Annotated in this window: 15 protein-coding genes; 8 read left to right on the forward strand and 7 right to left on the reverse strand. The window is 73.0% G+C overall.

The window, feature by feature from the left end:
- Nucleotides 1-2 precede the first annotated feature (2 nt).
- From ACWCPM_RS10500 to ACWCPM_RS10520, 5 genes are all read left to right on the forward strand, one after another.
- The gene (locus tag ACWCPM_RS10500) at nucleotides 3-314 is read left to right on the forward strand and encodes an urease subunit beta (RefSeq protein WP_450975738.1); all 312 of its coding nucleotides are present in this window, start codon (nucleotides 3-5) and stop codon (nucleotides 312-314) included.
- Entirely contained in the window at nucleotides 307-2,028 is a 1,722-nt protein-coding gene (locus tag ACWCPM_RS10505) for an urease subunit alpha (protein WP_450975739.1), read from the forward strand. The genes ACWCPM_RS10500 and ACWCPM_RS10505 overlap by 8 nt, the downstream gene beginning before the upstream one ends.
- A 13-nt stretch (nucleotides 2,029-2,041) precedes the next feature.
- A complete protein-coding gene (locus ACWCPM_RS10510) occupies nucleotides 2,042-2,716 on the forward strand; it encodes an urease accessory protein UreF (RefSeq protein WP_450975740.1) in 675 nt (224 codons plus the stop codon).
- A gap of 241 nt (nucleotides 2,717-2,957) precedes the next feature.
- Nucleotides 2,958-3,635 (forward strand): urease accessory protein UreG, encoded by a 678-nt coding sequence (ureG, locus tag ACWCPM_RS10515; protein ID WP_450975741.1) that lies wholly within the window; start codon nucleotides 2,958-2,960, stop codon nucleotides 3,633-3,635.
- On the forward strand, nucleotides 3,632-4,396 hold the full coding sequence (locus tag ACWCPM_RS10520; protein WP_450975742.1) for an urease accessory protein UreD: 765 nt from the start codon (nucleotides 3,632-3,634) through the stop codon (nucleotides 4,394-4,396). Before ureG ends, ACWCPM_RS10520 begins: the two co-directional genes overlap by 4 nt.
- 19 nt (nucleotides 4,397-4,415) lie before the next feature.
- On the opposite strand, the gene ACWCPM_RS10525 is transcribed toward ACWCPM_RS10520, so the two are convergent.
- From ACWCPM_RS10525 to ACWCPM_RS10555, 7 genes are all read right to left on the reverse strand, one after another.
- Nucleotides 4,416-5,468: an NAD-dependent epimerase/dehydratase family protein gene (locus ACWCPM_RS10525; protein ID WP_450975743.1), complete on the reverse strand. Its 1,053-nt coding sequence runs from the start codon at nucleotides 5,466-5,468 to the stop codon at nucleotides 4,416-4,418.
- Nucleotides 5,469-5,610: 142 nt separating this feature from the next.
- Nucleotides 5,611-6,336 (reverse strand): lysophospholipid acyltransferase family protein, encoded by a 726-nt coding sequence (locus ACWCPM_RS10530; protein ID WP_450975744.1) that lies wholly within the window; start codon nucleotides 6,334-6,336, stop codon nucleotides 5,611-5,613.
- A gap of 50 nt (nucleotides 6,337-6,386) precedes the next feature.
- Complete coding sequence (locus tag ACWCPM_RS10535) at nucleotides 6,387-6,809, reverse strand: hypothetical protein (protein WP_450975745.1); 423 nt, start codon at nucleotides 6,807-6,809, stop codon at nucleotides 6,387-6,389.
- A gap of 322 nt (nucleotides 6,810-7,131) precedes the next feature.
- On the reverse strand, nucleotides 7,132-9,633 hold the full coding sequence (locus ACWCPM_RS10540) for a SpoIIE family protein phosphatase (protein ID WP_450975746.1): 2,502 nt from the start codon (nucleotides 9,631-9,633) through the stop codon (nucleotides 7,132-7,134).
- A 222-nt stretch (nucleotides 9,634-9,855) separates the two neighbouring features.
- Entirely contained in the window at nucleotides 9,856-11,079 is a 1,224-nt protein-coding gene (rocD, locus tag ACWCPM_RS10545; protein WP_450975747.1) for an ornithine--oxo-acid transaminase, read from the reverse strand.
- Nucleotides 11,076-11,897, reverse strand: a complete 822-nt coding sequence (ddaH, locus tag ACWCPM_RS10550) for a dimethylargininase (protein ID WP_450975748.1) — start codon at nucleotides 11,895-11,897, stop codon at nucleotides 11,076-11,078. Before ddaH ends, rocD begins: the two co-directional genes overlap by 4 nt.
- 122 nt (nucleotides 11,898-12,019) lie before the next feature.
- A complete protein-coding gene (locus ACWCPM_RS10555) occupies nucleotides 12,020-12,523 on the reverse strand; it encodes an Lrp/AsnC family transcriptional regulator (RefSeq protein WP_450975749.1) in 504 nt (167 codons plus the stop codon).
- A 77-nt stretch (nucleotides 12,524-12,600) separates the two neighbouring features.
- On the opposite strand from ACWCPM_RS10555, the gene ACWCPM_RS10560 reads away from it, so the two are divergent.
- The 3 genes from ACWCPM_RS10560 (at nucleotide 12,601) to ACWCPM_RS10570 (ending at nucleotide 15,531) form a co-directional block, all read left to right on the forward strand.
- The gene (locus ACWCPM_RS10560) at nucleotides 12,601-13,350 is read left to right on the forward strand and encodes a LytR/AlgR family response regulator transcription factor (RefSeq protein WP_450975750.1); all 750 of its coding nucleotides are present in this window, start codon (nucleotides 12,601-12,603) and stop codon (nucleotides 13,348-13,350) included.
- 2 nt (nucleotides 13,351-13,352) lie between these two features.
- A complete protein-coding gene (locus ACWCPM_RS10565; protein WP_450975751.1) occupies nucleotides 13,353-13,712 on the forward strand; it encodes a hypothetical protein in 360 nt (119 codons plus the stop codon).
- A gap of 106 nt (nucleotides 13,713-13,818) precedes the next feature.
- Nucleotides 13,819-15,531 (forward strand): sodium/solute symporter, encoded by a 1,713-nt coding sequence (locus ACWCPM_RS10570; RefSeq protein WP_450975752.1) that lies wholly within the window; start codon nucleotides 13,819-13,821, stop codon nucleotides 15,529-15,531.
- The last annotated feature ends 41 nt before the right edge of the window (nucleotides 15,532-15,572 follow it).

Consider the following 15,572-nt stretch of genomic DNA (forward strand, 5'->3'; position numbering starts at 1 on the left):
CGATGATCCCCGGAGAGATCCTCTTCGCCGACGGTCCGATCGTCTACAACCTGGGGCGCGAGGTCACCCGCCTCAGCGTGCTCAACACCGCGGACCGCCCCGTCCAGGTCGGCTCGCACTACCACTTCGCCGAGGCCAACCCCGGCCTGGAGTTCGACCGCGCCGCGGCGCGCGGCAAGCGGCTCAACGTCGCCGCCGGGACGGCCGTGCGCTTCGAGCCCGGCATCCCCGTCGACGTCGAACTCGTCCCGCTCGCCGGCGCCCGCGTGGTGCCCGGGCTGCGCGGGGAGACCGGAGGTGCCCTCGATGCCTGAGATCTCGCGTACCGCCTATGCCGACCTCTTCGGCCCGACGACCGGTGACCGCATCCGGCTGGCCGACACCGATCTGCTCATCGAGATCGAGGAGGACCGTAGCGGCGGACCCGGACGCGCCGGCGACGAGGCGGTGTTCGGCGGTGGCAAGGTCATCCGCGAGTCGATGGGGCAGTCGCGTGCCACGCGCGCGGACGGCACGCCCGACACCGTCATCACGGGAGCCGTGATCGTCGATCACTGGGGGATCGTCAAGGCCGACGTCGGTATGCGCGACGGCCGGATCACCGGGATCGGCAAGGCAGGTAACCCCGACACCATGGACGGGGTGCATCCGGACCTGGTCGTCGGACCGGAGACCGAGGTCATCGCCGGCAACGGGCGCGTCCTGACCGCCGGGGCCATCGACGCCCATGTCCACTTCATCTGCCCGCAGATCGCCGACGAGGCGCTGGCGTCGGGCATCACGACCCTCGTCGGCGGCGGCACCGGGCCCGCCGAGGGCTCCAAGGCGACCACTGTCACGCCCGGCCCGTGGCATCTGGCGCGGATGCTGGAGGCGATGGAGCAGTACCCGCTCAACATCGGCTTCCTCGGCAAGGGCAACACCGTCTCCCACGAGGCGATGCTCTCGCAGATCCGCGGCGGCGCCCTCGGCCTGAAGCTGCACGAGGACTGGGGCTCCACACCGGCCGTGATCGACGCCGCGCTGACCGTCGCCGAACGCACCGGCATCCAGGTCGCCATCCACACCGACACCCTGAACGAGGCCGGGTTCGTCGGCGACACGCTGGCCGCGATCGCCGGGCGAGGCATCCACGCCTACCACACCGAGGGCGCCGGGGGAGGGCACGCGCCCGACATCATGAGCGTGGTCTCCGAGCCGTACGTGCTGCCGAGTTCCACGAACCCGACTCGGCCGTTCACCGTCAACACCACCGAGGAACACCTCGACATGCTGATGGTGTGCCACCACCTCAACCCGGCGGTGCCCGAGGACCTGGCCTTCGCGGAGTCCCGGATCCGGCCGTCCACCATCGGGGCGGAGGACATACTGCACGACCTGGGCGCGATCTCGATCATCTCGTCGGACTCGCAGGCCATGGGGCGGGTCGGTGAGGTCGTGCTGCGGACCTGGCAGACCGCGCACGTGATGAAGCGGCGGCGCGGCGCGCTGCCCGGTGACGGACGGGCGGACAACCACCGAGTGCGTCGCTATGTCGCCAAATACACGATCAACCCCGCGCTGGCGCAAGGACTGGCGCGGGAGGTCGGCTCGGTGGAGACCGGGAAACTCGCCGACCTCGTGCTCTGGGAACCGGCGTTCTTCGGCGTCAAGCCGCTCCTCGTCATCAAGGGCGGGCAGATCGCGTACGCGCAGATGGGCGACGCCAACGCCTCGATCCCGACTCCGCAGCCGATCCTGCCCCGGCCCATGTACGGAGCGATCGGGCGGGCACCGGCCGCCAACTCGGTCAACTTCGTGGCTCCGGCGGCCGTCGAGGACGGGCTGCCGGAGCGGCTCGGGCTCGGCAAGCGGTTCGCCGCCATCGACTCGACCCGCGGGGTGACCAAGGCCGACATGCGGGAGAACGACGCCCGGCCCGAGGTGCGCATCGACCCCGACAGCTTCGCCGTGCGGATCGACGGTGAGCTGGTCGAGGCGGAACCGGCCGCCGAACTGCCCATGGCCCAGCGCTACTTCCTCTTCTGAGACGGGAGCTGCGATGTCACGGGCGGCTCTGCTCCTGCTGGCCGACGGCCGCTTCCCCGCCGGGGGGCACGCGCACTCCGGCGGGGCCGAGGCCGCGGTCGAGGCGGGCCGGGTCACGGGTGCGGCGAGCCTGGAGGAGTTCTGCCGGGGCCGGTTGCACACGACGGGGCTGGTGTCGGCGTCCCTCGCCGCCGCGGCGGCGCTCGGTGCCGATCCCGAGGAACTGGACGGTGCCGCCGACGCGCGCGCACCGTCTCCGGCGCTGCGGCTCGCGGCGCGCAGGCTGGGACGGCAGTTGCTGCGCGCCGCGCGCGCCACCTGGCCGTCCGACGAGCTGGAGGCCGTGGCACGGACGTTCCCCAAGGGGGCGCACCAGCCGGTGGTGCTGGGGCTGGTGGCGCGGGCGGCGGGGCTCGGGGCCCTCGACGCGGCCCACTGCGCGGCGTACGACTGCGTGAGCGGGCCGGCCGGTGCGACGGTGCGGCTGCTGAGCCTGGATCCGTTCGAGGCGACCGGGGTGCTGGCCCGGCTGGCGCCGGAGGTCGACCGGGTCGCGGCGCGGGCGGAGGAGGCGGCCCGGGAGGTCGACGAGGAGGGGGTCGACGCGCTGCCCGCCGGATCGGCGCCGCTGCTGGAGATCGGGGCGCAGGTACACGCGGGCAGGCCGGTGCGGTTGTTCGCCTCGTGAGGGTTCCGCCGGGCCGGCCGCAGAAGGCGCTGAGGCACCAAGTCACCGAGGCGCCAAGTCACCGAGGCGCCAAGTCACTGAGGTACCGAGTCACTGAGGCGCCGAATCGCCGAGTTGCCGAGCCGCCAAGTTGCCGGGGAGCCAAGTTGCCGGGGCGCCAGGGCGCCAGGGCGCCAGGGCGCCAGGGCGCCAGGGCGCTGAGGCGCTGACGAGCCAAGTAGCTACAGAAGGAGCTTGTGTCATGCACCTTGATCACACCCACCACGGCCCCGCCGCCGTCAGCGCCGACGCCCGGCGGCCCGACGGGCGCCGGCGGGCCCTGCGGATCGGGCTCGGCGGCCCTGTCGGATCAGGGAAGACCGCGACCGTCGCCGCGCTCTGCCGCGCGCTGCGTGACGAGGTCTCCCTCGCCGTCGTCACGAACGACATCTACACCCGCGAGGACGCCGAGTTCCTGCTGCGGGAAGCCGTGCTGCCACCGGAGCGGATCACCGCCGTGGAAACGGGGGCCTGTCCGCACACGGCCATCCGGGACGACATCTCCGCCAATCTCGAAGCGGTGGAGGACCTGGAGGACGAGGTCGGGGCGCTCGACCTGGTCCTGGTCGAGTCCGGTGGGGACAATCTCACCGCCACCTTCTCCAAGGGCCTCGTCGACGCGCAGGTCTTCGTGATCGACGTGGCCGGAGGCGACGACATCCCGCGCAAGGGCGGCCCCGGGGTCACCACCGCCGACCTGCTCGTCGTCAACAAGACCGACCTCGCCCCGTACGTCGGCTCCGACCTGGCCCGGATGGCCGCGGACGCGAAGGCTCAGCGCGCCGAACTGCCCGTCGTGTTCCAGTCGCTGCGTTCCGACAACGGCGTGCGGGACGTGGCCGAGTGGGTGCGCGGGCGGCTCGCCGCGTGGACGGCATGAGCGCGACGGCGACCGGAGTACGCGCCACCGCCCGGATCGTCGCCCGCGCCGACGGACGCGGCGGTACGGCGCTGCCGGTACTGGCGGGGGAGGGGCCGCTGGCGCCGCGCCGGACCCGGGGGAGCGCCGGGGAGGCCCACGTGATGCTGGTCGGCGCGATGAGCGGACCCCTCGGAGGCGACCGCTTCACGGTCGAGGTGGGCGTGGCGGAGGGGGCCCGGCTGCGTGTCGGGTCCCCCGCCGCCACCCTCGCGCTGCCCGGGCAGGCCAAGGGCGAAGCCCGTCACGACGTCCGCCTGGACGTGGCCGACGGGGGCGAACTGCACTGGCTGCCGGAACAGTTGATCTCCGCACGTGGCAGCGACCTGCGGGTGCGTATCCGGGCCGACCTCGGCGCCGCGGCCCGACTCCTCCTGCGCGAGGAGCAGGTGCTCGGACGCGCGGGTGAGGAACCAGGGCGGCTCACCAGCCGGCTGTCCGTGCGCATCGCCGGGCGGACCGTCCTCGACCAGGAGCTGTCCTGCGGCCCGGGCGCACCGGGCGGCTGGGACGGTCCCGCCGGGCTCGGAGGTCATCGTGCCGTCGGTCAACTGCTGCTCGTGCGACCGGAGTTCGCGCGACGCGCCGTCACGGCCCGGACCGTCGGGGAGGGCGCGGCGGTGCTGCCCCTCGCCGGACCGGCGGCGCTGGTGACCGCCGTCGCGCCGGACGCGCTGAGCCTGCGGCGGACGCTGGACGAGGTCCTGGCGTCGCTCGGCTGACGTCCGGCGCGGGCGTCGGTCATGCGGTGCCGTGGCCGGCCGGCCGGCCCTCGTCGAACCAGGCGTCCTCGGCGGCGTAGTCGAAGAGGTCGCCGTAGGTCTGGAACATCTTCGGGTACGCCTCGCGCCAGTCCCGCCCCGACAGCCGGCGCTCGATCCACTCGACCGTCTCCGGGAGCGTCTCGGCATACCGGACCACGGGTCGGTGGCCCAGCTCCCGCTCCGCCGCCGACATGTCGCACACCACCGGCGCCGGAACCGACCAGGGGGTGTCGCCCACCGTCGGGGCCGGCGGCGGACCGTCGACCAGGACCGTCTCCGTTTCGACACCCATCACGGCGTCGATCGCGTCCGCGATCTCCAGCACCGTCGGCGCCTCGTCGTCACAGGCGTTGAGGACACGCGAACCGGGGCGGGCCGCGGCGAGGCGGATCAGTTCGGCCAGGGTGTGCACGCTCACCGGGTGGAAACGGCTGCGGCCGCCGTAGGCGAGGACCCGCGGGGCGCGGCCGTCCAGGTTGCGTTTGACGAAGTACAGCTCGCGGGGCGTGCGGCAGTGCGGGCCGTGGACGGCGCCCGCGCGCAGCAGGGTGGTGGGCAACAGGTCGCCGGCCGCCAGCAGTTCCCGTTCCAGAGCCGCCTTGCGGGTGCTGTACGAGGCTTCGCCGGGCGTCACCGTGCGCAGGCTCTCGGGCAGGGGCACGGGGTACCGGGGAAAGCCGTCCGGTTCCTCCTGGGTGTCGAAGCCGCGGCCCTTGTCGTCCTCGTACACCGCCACACTGGAGATCACCACGGCCGAGCCGATCCGTCCGGCCAGCCCGGTCAGTTGACGGGCGTGCTCGGCCCCGTAGGCGACCACGTCGACCACGAGGTCGCAGTCGTCGCCGATCAGCGCGGCCAGCGCCGCGTCGTCGCCGCGGTCGAGCCGTTCCGCCCGCACGGGGGAGGGCCAGGTCGCGTCCCGTCCGCCGCCCCGGGACGCGGCCGTCACCTCCCAGCCGTCCCGTGCGAGTGCCCGAACCGCCGGGCGCCCGATCTGTCCTGTCGCTCCGATCACCACAGCACGTCTCATGAGACGACCGTAGGGCCGCGACGAACGAGCGGGCCAGCAGGTTCGGCTGAGAGCAGAGCAGAGCAGAGCAGAGCAGAGCAGAGCAGAGCAGAGCGACAGCGATGTCAACGGGCACTGCACGGCAGGAGCCGCGCGGAGGGCGTCAACGCAGCGGGTTGCGGCGGAACCTGCGTTCGCGCTGCTCCGCCTTCTGTGACTCCTCCGCCTTGACGACGGCCGCGTACCGGTCGACGTACTCCTGCTCGGACAGCATCAGGATGGCGTACATGATCTCGTCGGTGATGGCGCGCAGGACGGCCTTCTCGTTCTCCATGCCGGCGTAGCGGGAGAAGTCCAGGGGCGTGCCGAAGCGGATCACCACGGGGTGGAGCCGGGGCACGACCTTGCCCGGCGGCTGCGCCTCGAAGGTGCCGATCATCGCGCACGGGATGACCGGGACCCCGGCCTTGAGGGCCATCACCGCGACCCCGACCTTGCCCTTGTAGAGGCGTCCGTCGTGCGAGCGGGTGCCCTCCGGGTAGATGCCGAGCAGTTCGTCCTTGCTCAGCACCCCGAGGCCCTCGCGGATCGCGGCCTGGCCGGCGTCCTTGCCGGAGCGGTCGACCGGGATCTGCCCGGCGCTGCGGAAGAACGTCGCGGTCAGCCGGCCCTTGATGCCGGGGCCGGTGAAGTACTCCGCCTTCGCCAGGAAGGTGATGCGGCGCTTGAGGATCGCCGGCATCAGGAAGTGGTCCGAGAACGACAGATGGTTGCCCGCGACGATCGCCGCACCCGATGCCGGCACATGCTCCAGACCCTCGATCCGGGGCCGGAAGAGCAGTCTGAGCAACGGCCCGAGAAGGACGTATTTGAGCACGTAGTAGAACAACGGGTGGCTCCTCACTCCGTAGGTTCTGCGTCCCGCGGCGTTCTCGCAGGTCAACCAGCACGTCGTGAGGTGTCAGTGTAGGCGCGGGCGGGAGGGTGGGAAACCGGTACGACGTCGGGGGAGTACGTCGTACCGGTGGTGCGTCGGTCCGCCTCGCCGAGTGACCAGCGGGGGCTGCTGCCGGTGAGGCGGCAGGTGAGGAAATACAGCGGTAGGGGAGGGGTGTACGGCGAGCCGTCCACGGGGGCGTGGAGCAGGCGCGGGTTGCTCGTTCCCGGCCGCGGGCGGGACGCCGTCCAGGACGGGTCGCCCATCCGGGCGCCGATCACGTACGTGGTGCTCGGGGGCCAGGTGATCCCGAGGTGCGATCCGGAGGGGACGACCCACCACCAGTGCCGGTCGTCGGTGAAGACGCAGCCGACGCGGGGGAGCGCCTCCAGGATGCTCTCGCCGTGCGCCGGTGAGGTGCCCACGGCGTCATGGCCGAGGCGCGTGGGGAGGTGGGGTGGGATCGGCAGGCGGAGACGGTCGTGCCGCGGGGGCGGGTGGGACGGGGGCGGCGGGGTTCGTCGTCACGTCGGCTCTGACCACGCGTCCCGTGCCGTTCGGGGCGGTTCCGACTCCCCAGTCATGGCAGACCGCCTCCACCAGGAGGAGGCCCGCCTGATCGCCGAGGGCGAGGTGACGAAGGCCCGGCCGGTCCCCGGCACCGGAGAGGAACGCAGGCGGTGCCGGCCCGGCGGACGAGGCCGCCGGCCGGGGGCGCGGCACCGAGGCGGCGCGCGGCCTCCCGCGTCAGTCCGGCAGGCCGGTCAGCGGCTGCTCCGCCCAGATGACCTTGCCGTCGGGGACGAACCGGGTGCCCCACCGCTGGGTCAGCTGCGACACCAGCAGCAGTCCGCGCCCGCCCTCGTCCGTGGTGCGCGGATGGCGCAGGTGCGGTGCGGTGGCGCCGTTGTCGAACACCTCGCAGACCAGGGTCGCCGCCCTGATCAGCCGCAGCCGGATGGGGCCGACGGCGTGCCGGATCACATTGGTGACCAGCTCGCTGACCACCAGTTCGGTGGTGAAGGCCAACTCGTCCAGACCCCAGGCCGACAGCTGTCGGCAGGCCGCCTTGCGGGCGTCCGCGACCACGACCGGGTCCACGGGCAGCTCCCAGGTCGCCACCTGCTCCGAGCTGAGCAGCCTGGTGCGCGCCAGCAGCAGGGCCACGTCGTCGTGCGGGCGGGAGGGCACCAGCGCGTCGACCACCGCCCTGCAGCGCCTGTCCAGCGAGGGCTCGGACCGCTCCAGTGCCCCGCGCAGCCGGTCCCGGCCGATGTCGACCGCCCACACCTCGTCGTCGCCGACCAGCAGCCCGTCGGTGTGCAGCACGAGCGTGCTGCCCGCGGCCAGCGACACCTCCACCGACTCGAACGGCGGCCCGCCCACGCCGAGGGCGGGTCCCTGCGGCAGTTCCACGAACACCACCTTGCCGTCCGCCCCGATGACCGCCGGTGCGGGGTGCCCGGCCGCCGCCATGGTGCACCGGCCGTCGACCGGGTCGTAGACGACGTACAGGCAGCCGGATCCGACGGACTCCGAGCCGCCGGTCCCGTCGCCGCCCTGCGGGGCGCCGTGGCCGCGGTCGATCCCGCCCGCGTCCGGCACGACACCCTCCTCGGGCGCGCCCATCGCCACCAGGTCGTCGAGATGCCCGAGCACCTCCTCGGGCGACAGGTCCAGCGCCGCGAGGGTCCGTACGGCGGTCCGCAGCCGCCCCATGGCCGCGGCGGCGGCGATGCCGTGCCCCGCCACCTCGCCCACCACGAGCGCGACCCGCGCCCCCGACAGCGGGATCAGGTCGTACCAGTCCCCGCCGAGGCCCGTCAGCTCGTCGGCCGGCCGGTAGCAGGCCGTCACCTCCACGGCCTCCTGCTCGGCGAGCCGGTGCGGCAGCAGGCTGCGCTGCAGCACCAGGGCCGCGTCCCGCTCACGGGTGTAGCGCCGGGCGTTGTCGACGCAGACGGCCGCCCGGGAGACGAGGTCCTCGGCCAGACTCAGGTCGCCCTCGTCGAACGGCTCGTGCCGGCGGCGCCGGAAGAACGTGGTGACGCCGAGAGTGACGCCCCGCGCGCGGATCGGCACGATCATCGCGCTGTGCAGGCCGAGCTCCAGGAAGATCGACCGGCGTGCGCCGGGTGCGTCGGCGGCCCACTCCTCGGCGAGCGGGTCGAGCCGGGCCCCCAGCCAGGGCATGCCCGTCGTCAGCGAGCGGATCGGCGGTGAGCCGGTCAGGTACGTCGCCACCTCGCCGATGCCGACGGCTGCCTCGGTGACGGTCCGGTCGAGCGAACGCTGGCCCGCGCGGCGCAGTGGCACCCGCTCCGTGTCGCGCGGGGTGCCGGGTTCCGGTTCCCCGCCGTGCAGCACGGACTCGAGCAGGTCCACGGTCACGAAGTCGGCCAGGTCCGGCACCGCCACGTCGGCCAGCTCCTGGGCCGTGAGCGTGATGTCGAGGGTGCGGCCGATGCGCTCGCCGGCCCGGTCGAGCAGCGCGAGGCGCTGGCGGTCGCGGTGCCGGTCGGTGATGTCGAGGACGGTGTAGTACACGCCCACGGGGTGGCCGTGGCCGTCGTCGAGCCGGGTGAACGACATCATGTGCGCGGTCTCGCGGAACGGGGCGGCACGTACGTGGCCCACGAGTTCGTAGCCGGCGACCGACTCCCCGGTCGCCACCACGTGCCGCATCTGCGCCTCGATCGCCTCGGTGTCCAGGCCCGGCTGGATGTCGGCCAGCCGCAGCCCCAGCCGCCGGCTCGGCGGGCCGCCACCGAACTGCGCGAGGGCGTTGTTCGACCACACATAGCGAAGGTCGGTGTCGACGATCGCTATGCCCACGGGGGACCGGTCCACCATCTGTTCCAGCATGTCGCGGCTCATGTCCCAGCCGGGGGCCTCCGCGAGTTCCGACATCAGCACCAGCCAGCGCGACGGGCCCTGCGTCTCCAGCGCCGGGGTGACCCGGACCATCACGCGGACCGGGGAGCCGTCCTCGCGCAGGGCGGTCAGCAGCCCGGTCCAGCCGTCTTCCCTGCGGCACCGCTCGACCAGCCGCGGCACGCGTGTGGCGTCCTCGGCGGTCAGCAGTTCGCCGAAGCCGCGACCGACGGCCTCCCCCGGTTCGTACCCCAGGAGGCGCTGGGCGTCACTGGTCCAGCTGGTCACGACGCCGTGGGCGTCGAGCAGCACGGGAGCGGCGTCCGCCACGTCGAACGGCCGACGCTCGACGTCGCGCTCCTCGAATGTGCCCACCGGTTGACCTCTCTGTCGCTGAGAGTGGTCTACCACCACTTGTCCCCATCTTCACCCCTGCGGGGGCGGAGCTGCCCCGTGGGACGGCCACCGTCCGAGGGACGGACGGGGAGGCTCGCCTGCGGGTGCCCTGGTGGGAGCCGTGCGCGGGGTCGGGCGGACGGGGGAAAGGCGGCCTGGGCGGGAGCGCGGGACGCCGTCCCGCCCAGGCCGCGCCGCCGCTCAGGACTGTCCCAGCACCGTTCCCAGCGTGCCCAGCGCCGACCGCAGCTCCTCGCCGGTGACGGTCAGCGGCGGGGCGATCCGGATCGTCGAGCCGTGCGTGTCCTTCACCAGGACACCCTCGCGCATCAGGCGTTCGCTGATCTCGCGCCCGGTGCCGATCGCGGGGTCGATGTCGACGCCCGCCCACAGTCCCCGGGCCCGGAAGCCGACGACGCCCTTGCCCACCAGCTCTTCGAGGCCGTCCCGCAGCACCACGCCCAGCTCCGTGGCCCGGCGCTGGAACTCGCCGGTCTCCAGCAGCTCGACGACCGCCGTGCCGACCGCGGCGGCCAGCGGGTTGCCGCCGAAGGTCGAACCGTGCTCACCCGGTCGCAGCACGCCGAGCACCTCGCGGCGGGCGACCACCGCGGAGACCGGCACGATGCCCCCGCCCAGGGCCTTGCCGAGCAGCAGCACGTCGGGGACGACGCCCTCGTGCTCCACGGCCAGCGTGCGGCCCGTACGGCCGAGGCCCGACTGGATCTCGTCCGCGACGAACAGGCATCCCTCACGCCGTGTCAGCTCGCGCACGCCCGTCAGATAGCCGTCGTCCGGGATGACGACGCCGGCCTCGCCCTGGATCGGCTCGATCAGCACCGCCGCCGTCGTCTCGTCGATCGCCGCCTCCAGCGCGGCGAGGTCGTTGTACGGCACGACGCGGAAGCCCGGCGTGAACGGACCGAAACCCGTCCGCGCCGTCTCGTCCGTCGAGAAGCTCACGATCGTCGTCGTCCGGCCGTGGAAGTTGTCCGCGGCCACCACGATCGTCGCCCGGTCGGCGGGCACGCCCTTCACGTCGTAGGCCCACTTGCGGGCCACCTTGATGCCGCTCTCGACGGCCTCGGCGCCCGTGTTCATGGGCAGCACCATGTCCAGGCCGGTCAGCGCGGCCAGCCGCTCGGCGAACTCGGCGAGCCGGTCGTTGTGGAAGGCCCGGGAGGTCAGCGTCAGGCGGTCGAGCTGGCGGTGGGCCGCCTCGACCAGGGCCGGGTGGCGGTGGCCGAAGTTGAGGGCCGAGTAGCCGGCCAGCATGTCGAGGTAGCGGCGGCCCTCGACGTCCTCCACCCAGGCGCCCTCGGCACGGGCCACGACCACGGGCAGCGGGTGGTAGTTGTGCGCGAGCACCGGCTCCTCGGCGCGGATCAGCTCGGCGGAGTCGCGGGTACGGGCGGGTGCGGTCATGAGCGGATCTCCCGGATCTCCTGGGTGCAGCACTTGATGCCCCCGCCGGCCTTGTGGAACTCGGACAGGTCCACCGGGACGGGCACGTAACCGCGCTCGGCGAGCTGCGCGGCCAGGCCCTCGGCGAGGGGTGAGATGAAGACGTTGCGGCCGTCGGAGACGGAGTTCAGCCCGAACGTCATCGCGTCCTCACGGGTGCCCAGCACGGCGTCCGGGTAAAGCCGCGCGAGCACCTCACGGCTGCCGGGCGAGAAGGCTTCCGGGTAGTACGCGATGTTCTCGTCGTCGAGCACGAACAGCGCGGTGTCGAGGTGGTACAGGTACGGGTCCACCAGGGTCAGGGAGATCACCGGCACGCCCAGGAACTCCTGCAGCTCGCGATGTGCCTCGCGGGTGGTGCGGAAACCGGTGCCGGCCAGCACGTAACGGCCCGTCGGGACGAGGTCGCCCTCTCCCTCGCACACGTTCTCCGGACGATGGACGTCGAAGCCCGCGTCCTTGAACCAGGTGTCGTAGTACGTGGACTCGGGGCGCCGCTCCGGCGCGTGGAAGAGGGAGCCGAAGACACGGCCGTCGACGACGACGGCCGAGTTGGCGGCGAAGACCATGTCCGGCAGACCGGGCACCGGCGGCACGGTGTCGACCGTGTGGCCGTGGTCCTCGTAGACACGGACCAGCGTCCGCCACTGCTCCTGGGCCAGACCGACGTCCACCTGCACGTCGGGATGCATCCAGGGGTTGATCGCGTACTGCACGGCGAAGTGTCTGGGTTCGCAGACGAGGAAGCGCCGCCGGCGCGGCACACGGTTCTCGGGCACAGAGGGGTCCCTCCGCTTCCTGCAATGTCGACTGGGGTGATCCCACGGTAGAAAACGGGGTGGACGCTCGACAAGCAACAAGAGTTGCGTGTTCGCGCAGGATCACTGCGTCTTCTCGGATCTCAACGCACGTCTGGTGCGCGTTCCGGTGCGGGCTGGCTGGCACCCGCCTCGAGGCTCTCCGGGAGGAGGTGGGACAGCACCATCACGCTGATCGTCTTGCGGATGAACGGCTCCGTACGGATCCGCTCCAGCACCTCCTCGAAGTGCTCCACGTCGCGTGCCCGCACATGCAGCAGCGCGTCCGCGCCGCCGGTCACGGTCATCGCCGCCGCGATCTCGGGATAGCCCCGCACCACCTCCGCCAGCCGCCGGGGCGGAGCCGCGCCCTCGCAGTACACCTCGACATAGGCCTCCGTGCGCCAGCCCAGCGCCGAGGGCTCCACCGTCGCCGTGAACCCGGTGATCACACCGCTCTCCCGCAGCCGGTCCACCCGGCGCTTCACCGCGGTCGCGGAGAGCCCGATCGCCGCGCCGATCTCGGCGAAGCTCGTCCGGGAGTTCGCCATCAGCGCGGTGATGATCTTCCGGTCCAGCTCGTCGAAGGACGTGGGCCTGGTGTTCATGCGGGCACTGTACCCAGCGGAGACGTCCACGCCCGGCACGTGTGCAGGCGTACGAATTGCTCCTAGACTCCACGTCCATGCTGCGCGCCCTCGCTGTCGACGACGAACGTCCCTCCCTGGAGGAACTCGTGTTCCTGCTGAACGCGGACCCGCGGATCGGCAGCGCCGAGGGCGCCGGCGACGCGACCGAGGCGCTCCGCCGGATCACCCGGGCGCTGGAGTCCGGCCCGGCCGGACCCGAGGCCATCGACGTCGTCTTCCTCGACATCGACATGCCGGGCCTCGACGGCCTCGACCTGGCCCGGCTGCTCACCGGCTTCGCCCGGCCCCCGCTGGTCGTCTTCGTCACCGCCCACGAGGACTTCGCCGTGCAGGCGTTCGACCTCAAGGCGGTCGACTACGTGCTCAAGCCGGTGCGCAAGGAACGCCTCGCCGAGGCCGTACGCCGGGCCGCCGAGCAGCGCGGCACCGCCCCGCGCATTCCCGTGCACGAGCCCGACCCCGACCACCTACCCGTCGAACTCGGCGGCGTGACCCGGTTCGTGGCCGTCGAGGACATCACGCACGTCGAGGCCCGCGGCGACTACGCCCGGCTGCACACCGCCAAGGGAAGCCACCTGGTCCGCATCCCGCTGTCCACCCTGGAGGACCGCTGGCGCTCCCGCGGCTTCGTGCGCATCCACCGCCGCCATCTGGTCGCCCTGCGCCACATCGGCGAACTCCGCCTGGACGCGGGCACGGTGAGTGTCGTGGTCGGCTCCGAGGAACTCCAGGTCAGCCGCCGCCACGCGCGCGAGCTGCGGGACCTGCTGATGAGGAGGACGTGAGGGTGCCCCACGAGCCCACCGAGCGCCGCGTCGTCGTCACCGGCCCACGCCGTGGCGCCCGCCGCGCCTCCGGCTACTACCGCCCACAGACCGAGATCGACGAGCAGACCACCCTCGGCCACACCTACGTCCGCTCCCTGATGCGCACCCAACTCCGGGCCGCCCTCACGGTGTTCGCCGTCCTCGTCCTGCTCGTCGGCCCCCTGCCGCTGGTGTTCGCGACCGCGCCCGCCGCCCGCCGCCTGGAGTGGCTGGTCCTCGGCTTCTGCCTGTACGCGCCGCTGGTGCTGCTGGCCCGCTGGTACGTCGGCCGCGCCGAACGCAACGAACGCGACTTCGTCCGCCTCGTCGAGGACCGCTGACCGGGCCGACCGCTGACAGCAAGGCCGGCAGGAAGACCGACAGGACCCCCGAGGGCCGCCGAGGACCCCCGAGGACCGCCAAGCACCGCGCAGAGGACTCAGGCTCATGTACTCCGGATACGCCGTACCCGCCGTCGCCCTGGTCGCCGTGGCGACCGTCCTCGTCGGCGCCTTCGGCCTGCGCATATCCCGGACCACCTCCGACTTCTACGTGGCCTCCCGCACCGTCGGCCCCCGGCTGAACGCCGCGGCGATCAGCGGCGAGTACCTCTCCGCCGCGTCCTTCCTCGGCATCGCGGGACTGGTGCTCGTCCAGGGGCCGGACATGCTCTGGTACCCCGTCGGCTACACCGCCGGCTACCTCGTGCTCCTCGTCTTCGTCGCCGCACCCCTGCGCCGCTCCGGCGCCTACACGCTGCCCGACTTCGCCGAGGCCCGCCTCGCCTCCCCGGCGGTACGACGGCTCGCGGGCACCTTCGTCGTCGGCGTCGGCTGGCTGTACCTGCTGCCCCAACTCCAGGGCGCCGGACTGACGTTGACCGTCCTGACCGGGGCGCCCGACTGGCTCGGCGGGATCATCGTCGCCGTCGTCGTCACGGCCATCGTCGCCGCCGGGGGCATGCGCAGCATCACCTTCGTGCAGGCCTTCCAGTACTGGCTCAAGCTCACCGCCCTGCTGGTCCCCGCCCTCTTCCTCGTCCTCGCCTGGCAGGGCGACGGCGCCCCCCGCGACGCCTTCGACGAACCGGCCGCCCTGCGCGAACAGCGCGTCGTCCGCGTCGACGAGACCCTCGACCTGAAGCTCGACAGACCGCTGACGGTGACGGTCAGCGGCAGCGTCGACGGACGGACCTACGACGAGGGGCGGCTGGACCTCCCGGCCGGCACCCACCGCATCGCGCAGGGCAGCCGCCTCACCTTCGACAAGGGCACGCCCGTCCCGACGGCCGACTCCGCGAGCGGCGGCGGCATGGCGCCGTCCCGGGCGGAGAGCCACGAGGACCGCCCGCTGTACGCCACGTACGGACTGATCCTCGCCACCTTCCTCGGCACCATGGGGCTGCCGCACGTCGTCGTCCGCTTCTACACCAGCCCGCACGGGGTCGCCGCCCGCCGTACGACGGTCGCCGTGCTCGCCCTGATCGGCGGCTTCTACCTGCTGCCCCCGGTGTACGGGGCCCTGGGCCGTATCTACGCCCCCGAACTCACCCTGACCGGCGACGCGGACGCGGCCGTCCTGCTGCTGCCGGAGCGGATGATCGGCGGTGTCGGCGGCGATCTGCTCGGCGCGCTCGTGGCGGGCGGGGCCTTCGCGGCGTTCCTGTCCACGGCGTCGGGGCTGACCATGGCGGTGGCCGGGGTGCTGGCGCAGGACGTCTTGCCCGCACGGGGCGTGCGGCACTTCCGGCTCGGCACGGTCCTCGCGATGGCCGCGCCGCTCGCCGGCAGTGTGCTGGTCGGGGGGCTGCCGGTGGCCGACGCGGTCGGGCTGGCCTTCGCCGTGTCGGCGTCGTCCTTCTGCCCGCTGCTGGTGCTCGGCATCTGGTGGCGGCGGCTGACCCCGCCGGGCGCGGCGGCCGGGATGCTGGTCGGAGGCGGTTCCGCCTTCCTCGCCGTGGCCGCGACCATGGCGGGCTTGCCGGGACCGGGTCCGCTGCACGCGCTGCTCGCCTGGCCGGCGCTGTGGTCGGTGCCTCTGGGCTTCCTCACGATGGTGCTGGTGTCGCTCGCGACCGCGAGCCGGGTCCCGGCGGGGACGGCGGCGATCCTCGCGCGGTTCCATCTGCCGGAGGAAGTGCGTGCGGAGGTGAAGGCATGACCGGCCGCTCGTGGACCCCGGGGTGCCCGAGGGAGGGGACG

Source organism: Streptomyces sp. NPDC002309 (genome assembly GCF_053593375.1).

Coding starts and splice junctions, on each gene's coding strand:
- ACWCPM_RS10500 (WP_450975738.1), top strand. CDS start 3: ATGATCCCCGGAGAGATCCTCTTCGCCGACGGTCCGATCGTCTACAAC.
- ACWCPM_RS10505 (WP_450975739.1), top strand. CDS start 307: ATGCCTGAGATCTCGCGTACCGCCTATGCCGACCTCTTCGGCCCGACG.
- ACWCPM_RS10510 (WP_450975740.1), top strand. CDS start 2,042: ATGTCACGGGCGGCTCTGCTCCTGCTGGCCGACGGCCGCTTCCCCGCC.
- ureG (WP_450975741.1), top strand. CDS start 2,958: ATGCACCTTGATCACACCCACCACGGCCCCGCCGCCGTCAGCGCCGAC.
- ACWCPM_RS10520 (WP_450975742.1), top strand. CDS start 3,632: ATGAGCGCGACGGCGACCGGAGTACGCGCCACCGCCCGGATCGTCGCC.
- ACWCPM_RS10525 (WP_450975743.1), bottom strand. CDS start 5,468: ATGAGACGTGCTGTGGTGATCGGAGCGACAGGACAGATCGGGCGCCCG.
- rocD (WP_450975747.1), bottom strand. CDS start 11,079: ATGACCGCACCCGCCCGTACCCGCGACTCCGCCGAGCTGATCCGCGCC.
- ACWCPM_RS10555 (WP_450975749.1), bottom strand. CDS start 12,523: ATGAACACCAGGCCCACGTCCTTCGACGAGCTGGACCGGAAGATCATC.
- ACWCPM_RS10560 (WP_450975750.1), top strand. CDS start 12,601: ATGCTGCGCGCCCTCGCTGTCGACGACGAACGTCCCTCCCTGGAGGAA.
- ACWCPM_RS10570 (WP_450975752.1), top strand. CDS start 13,819: ATGTACTCCGGATACGCCGTACCCGCCGTCGCCCTGGTCGCCGTGGCG.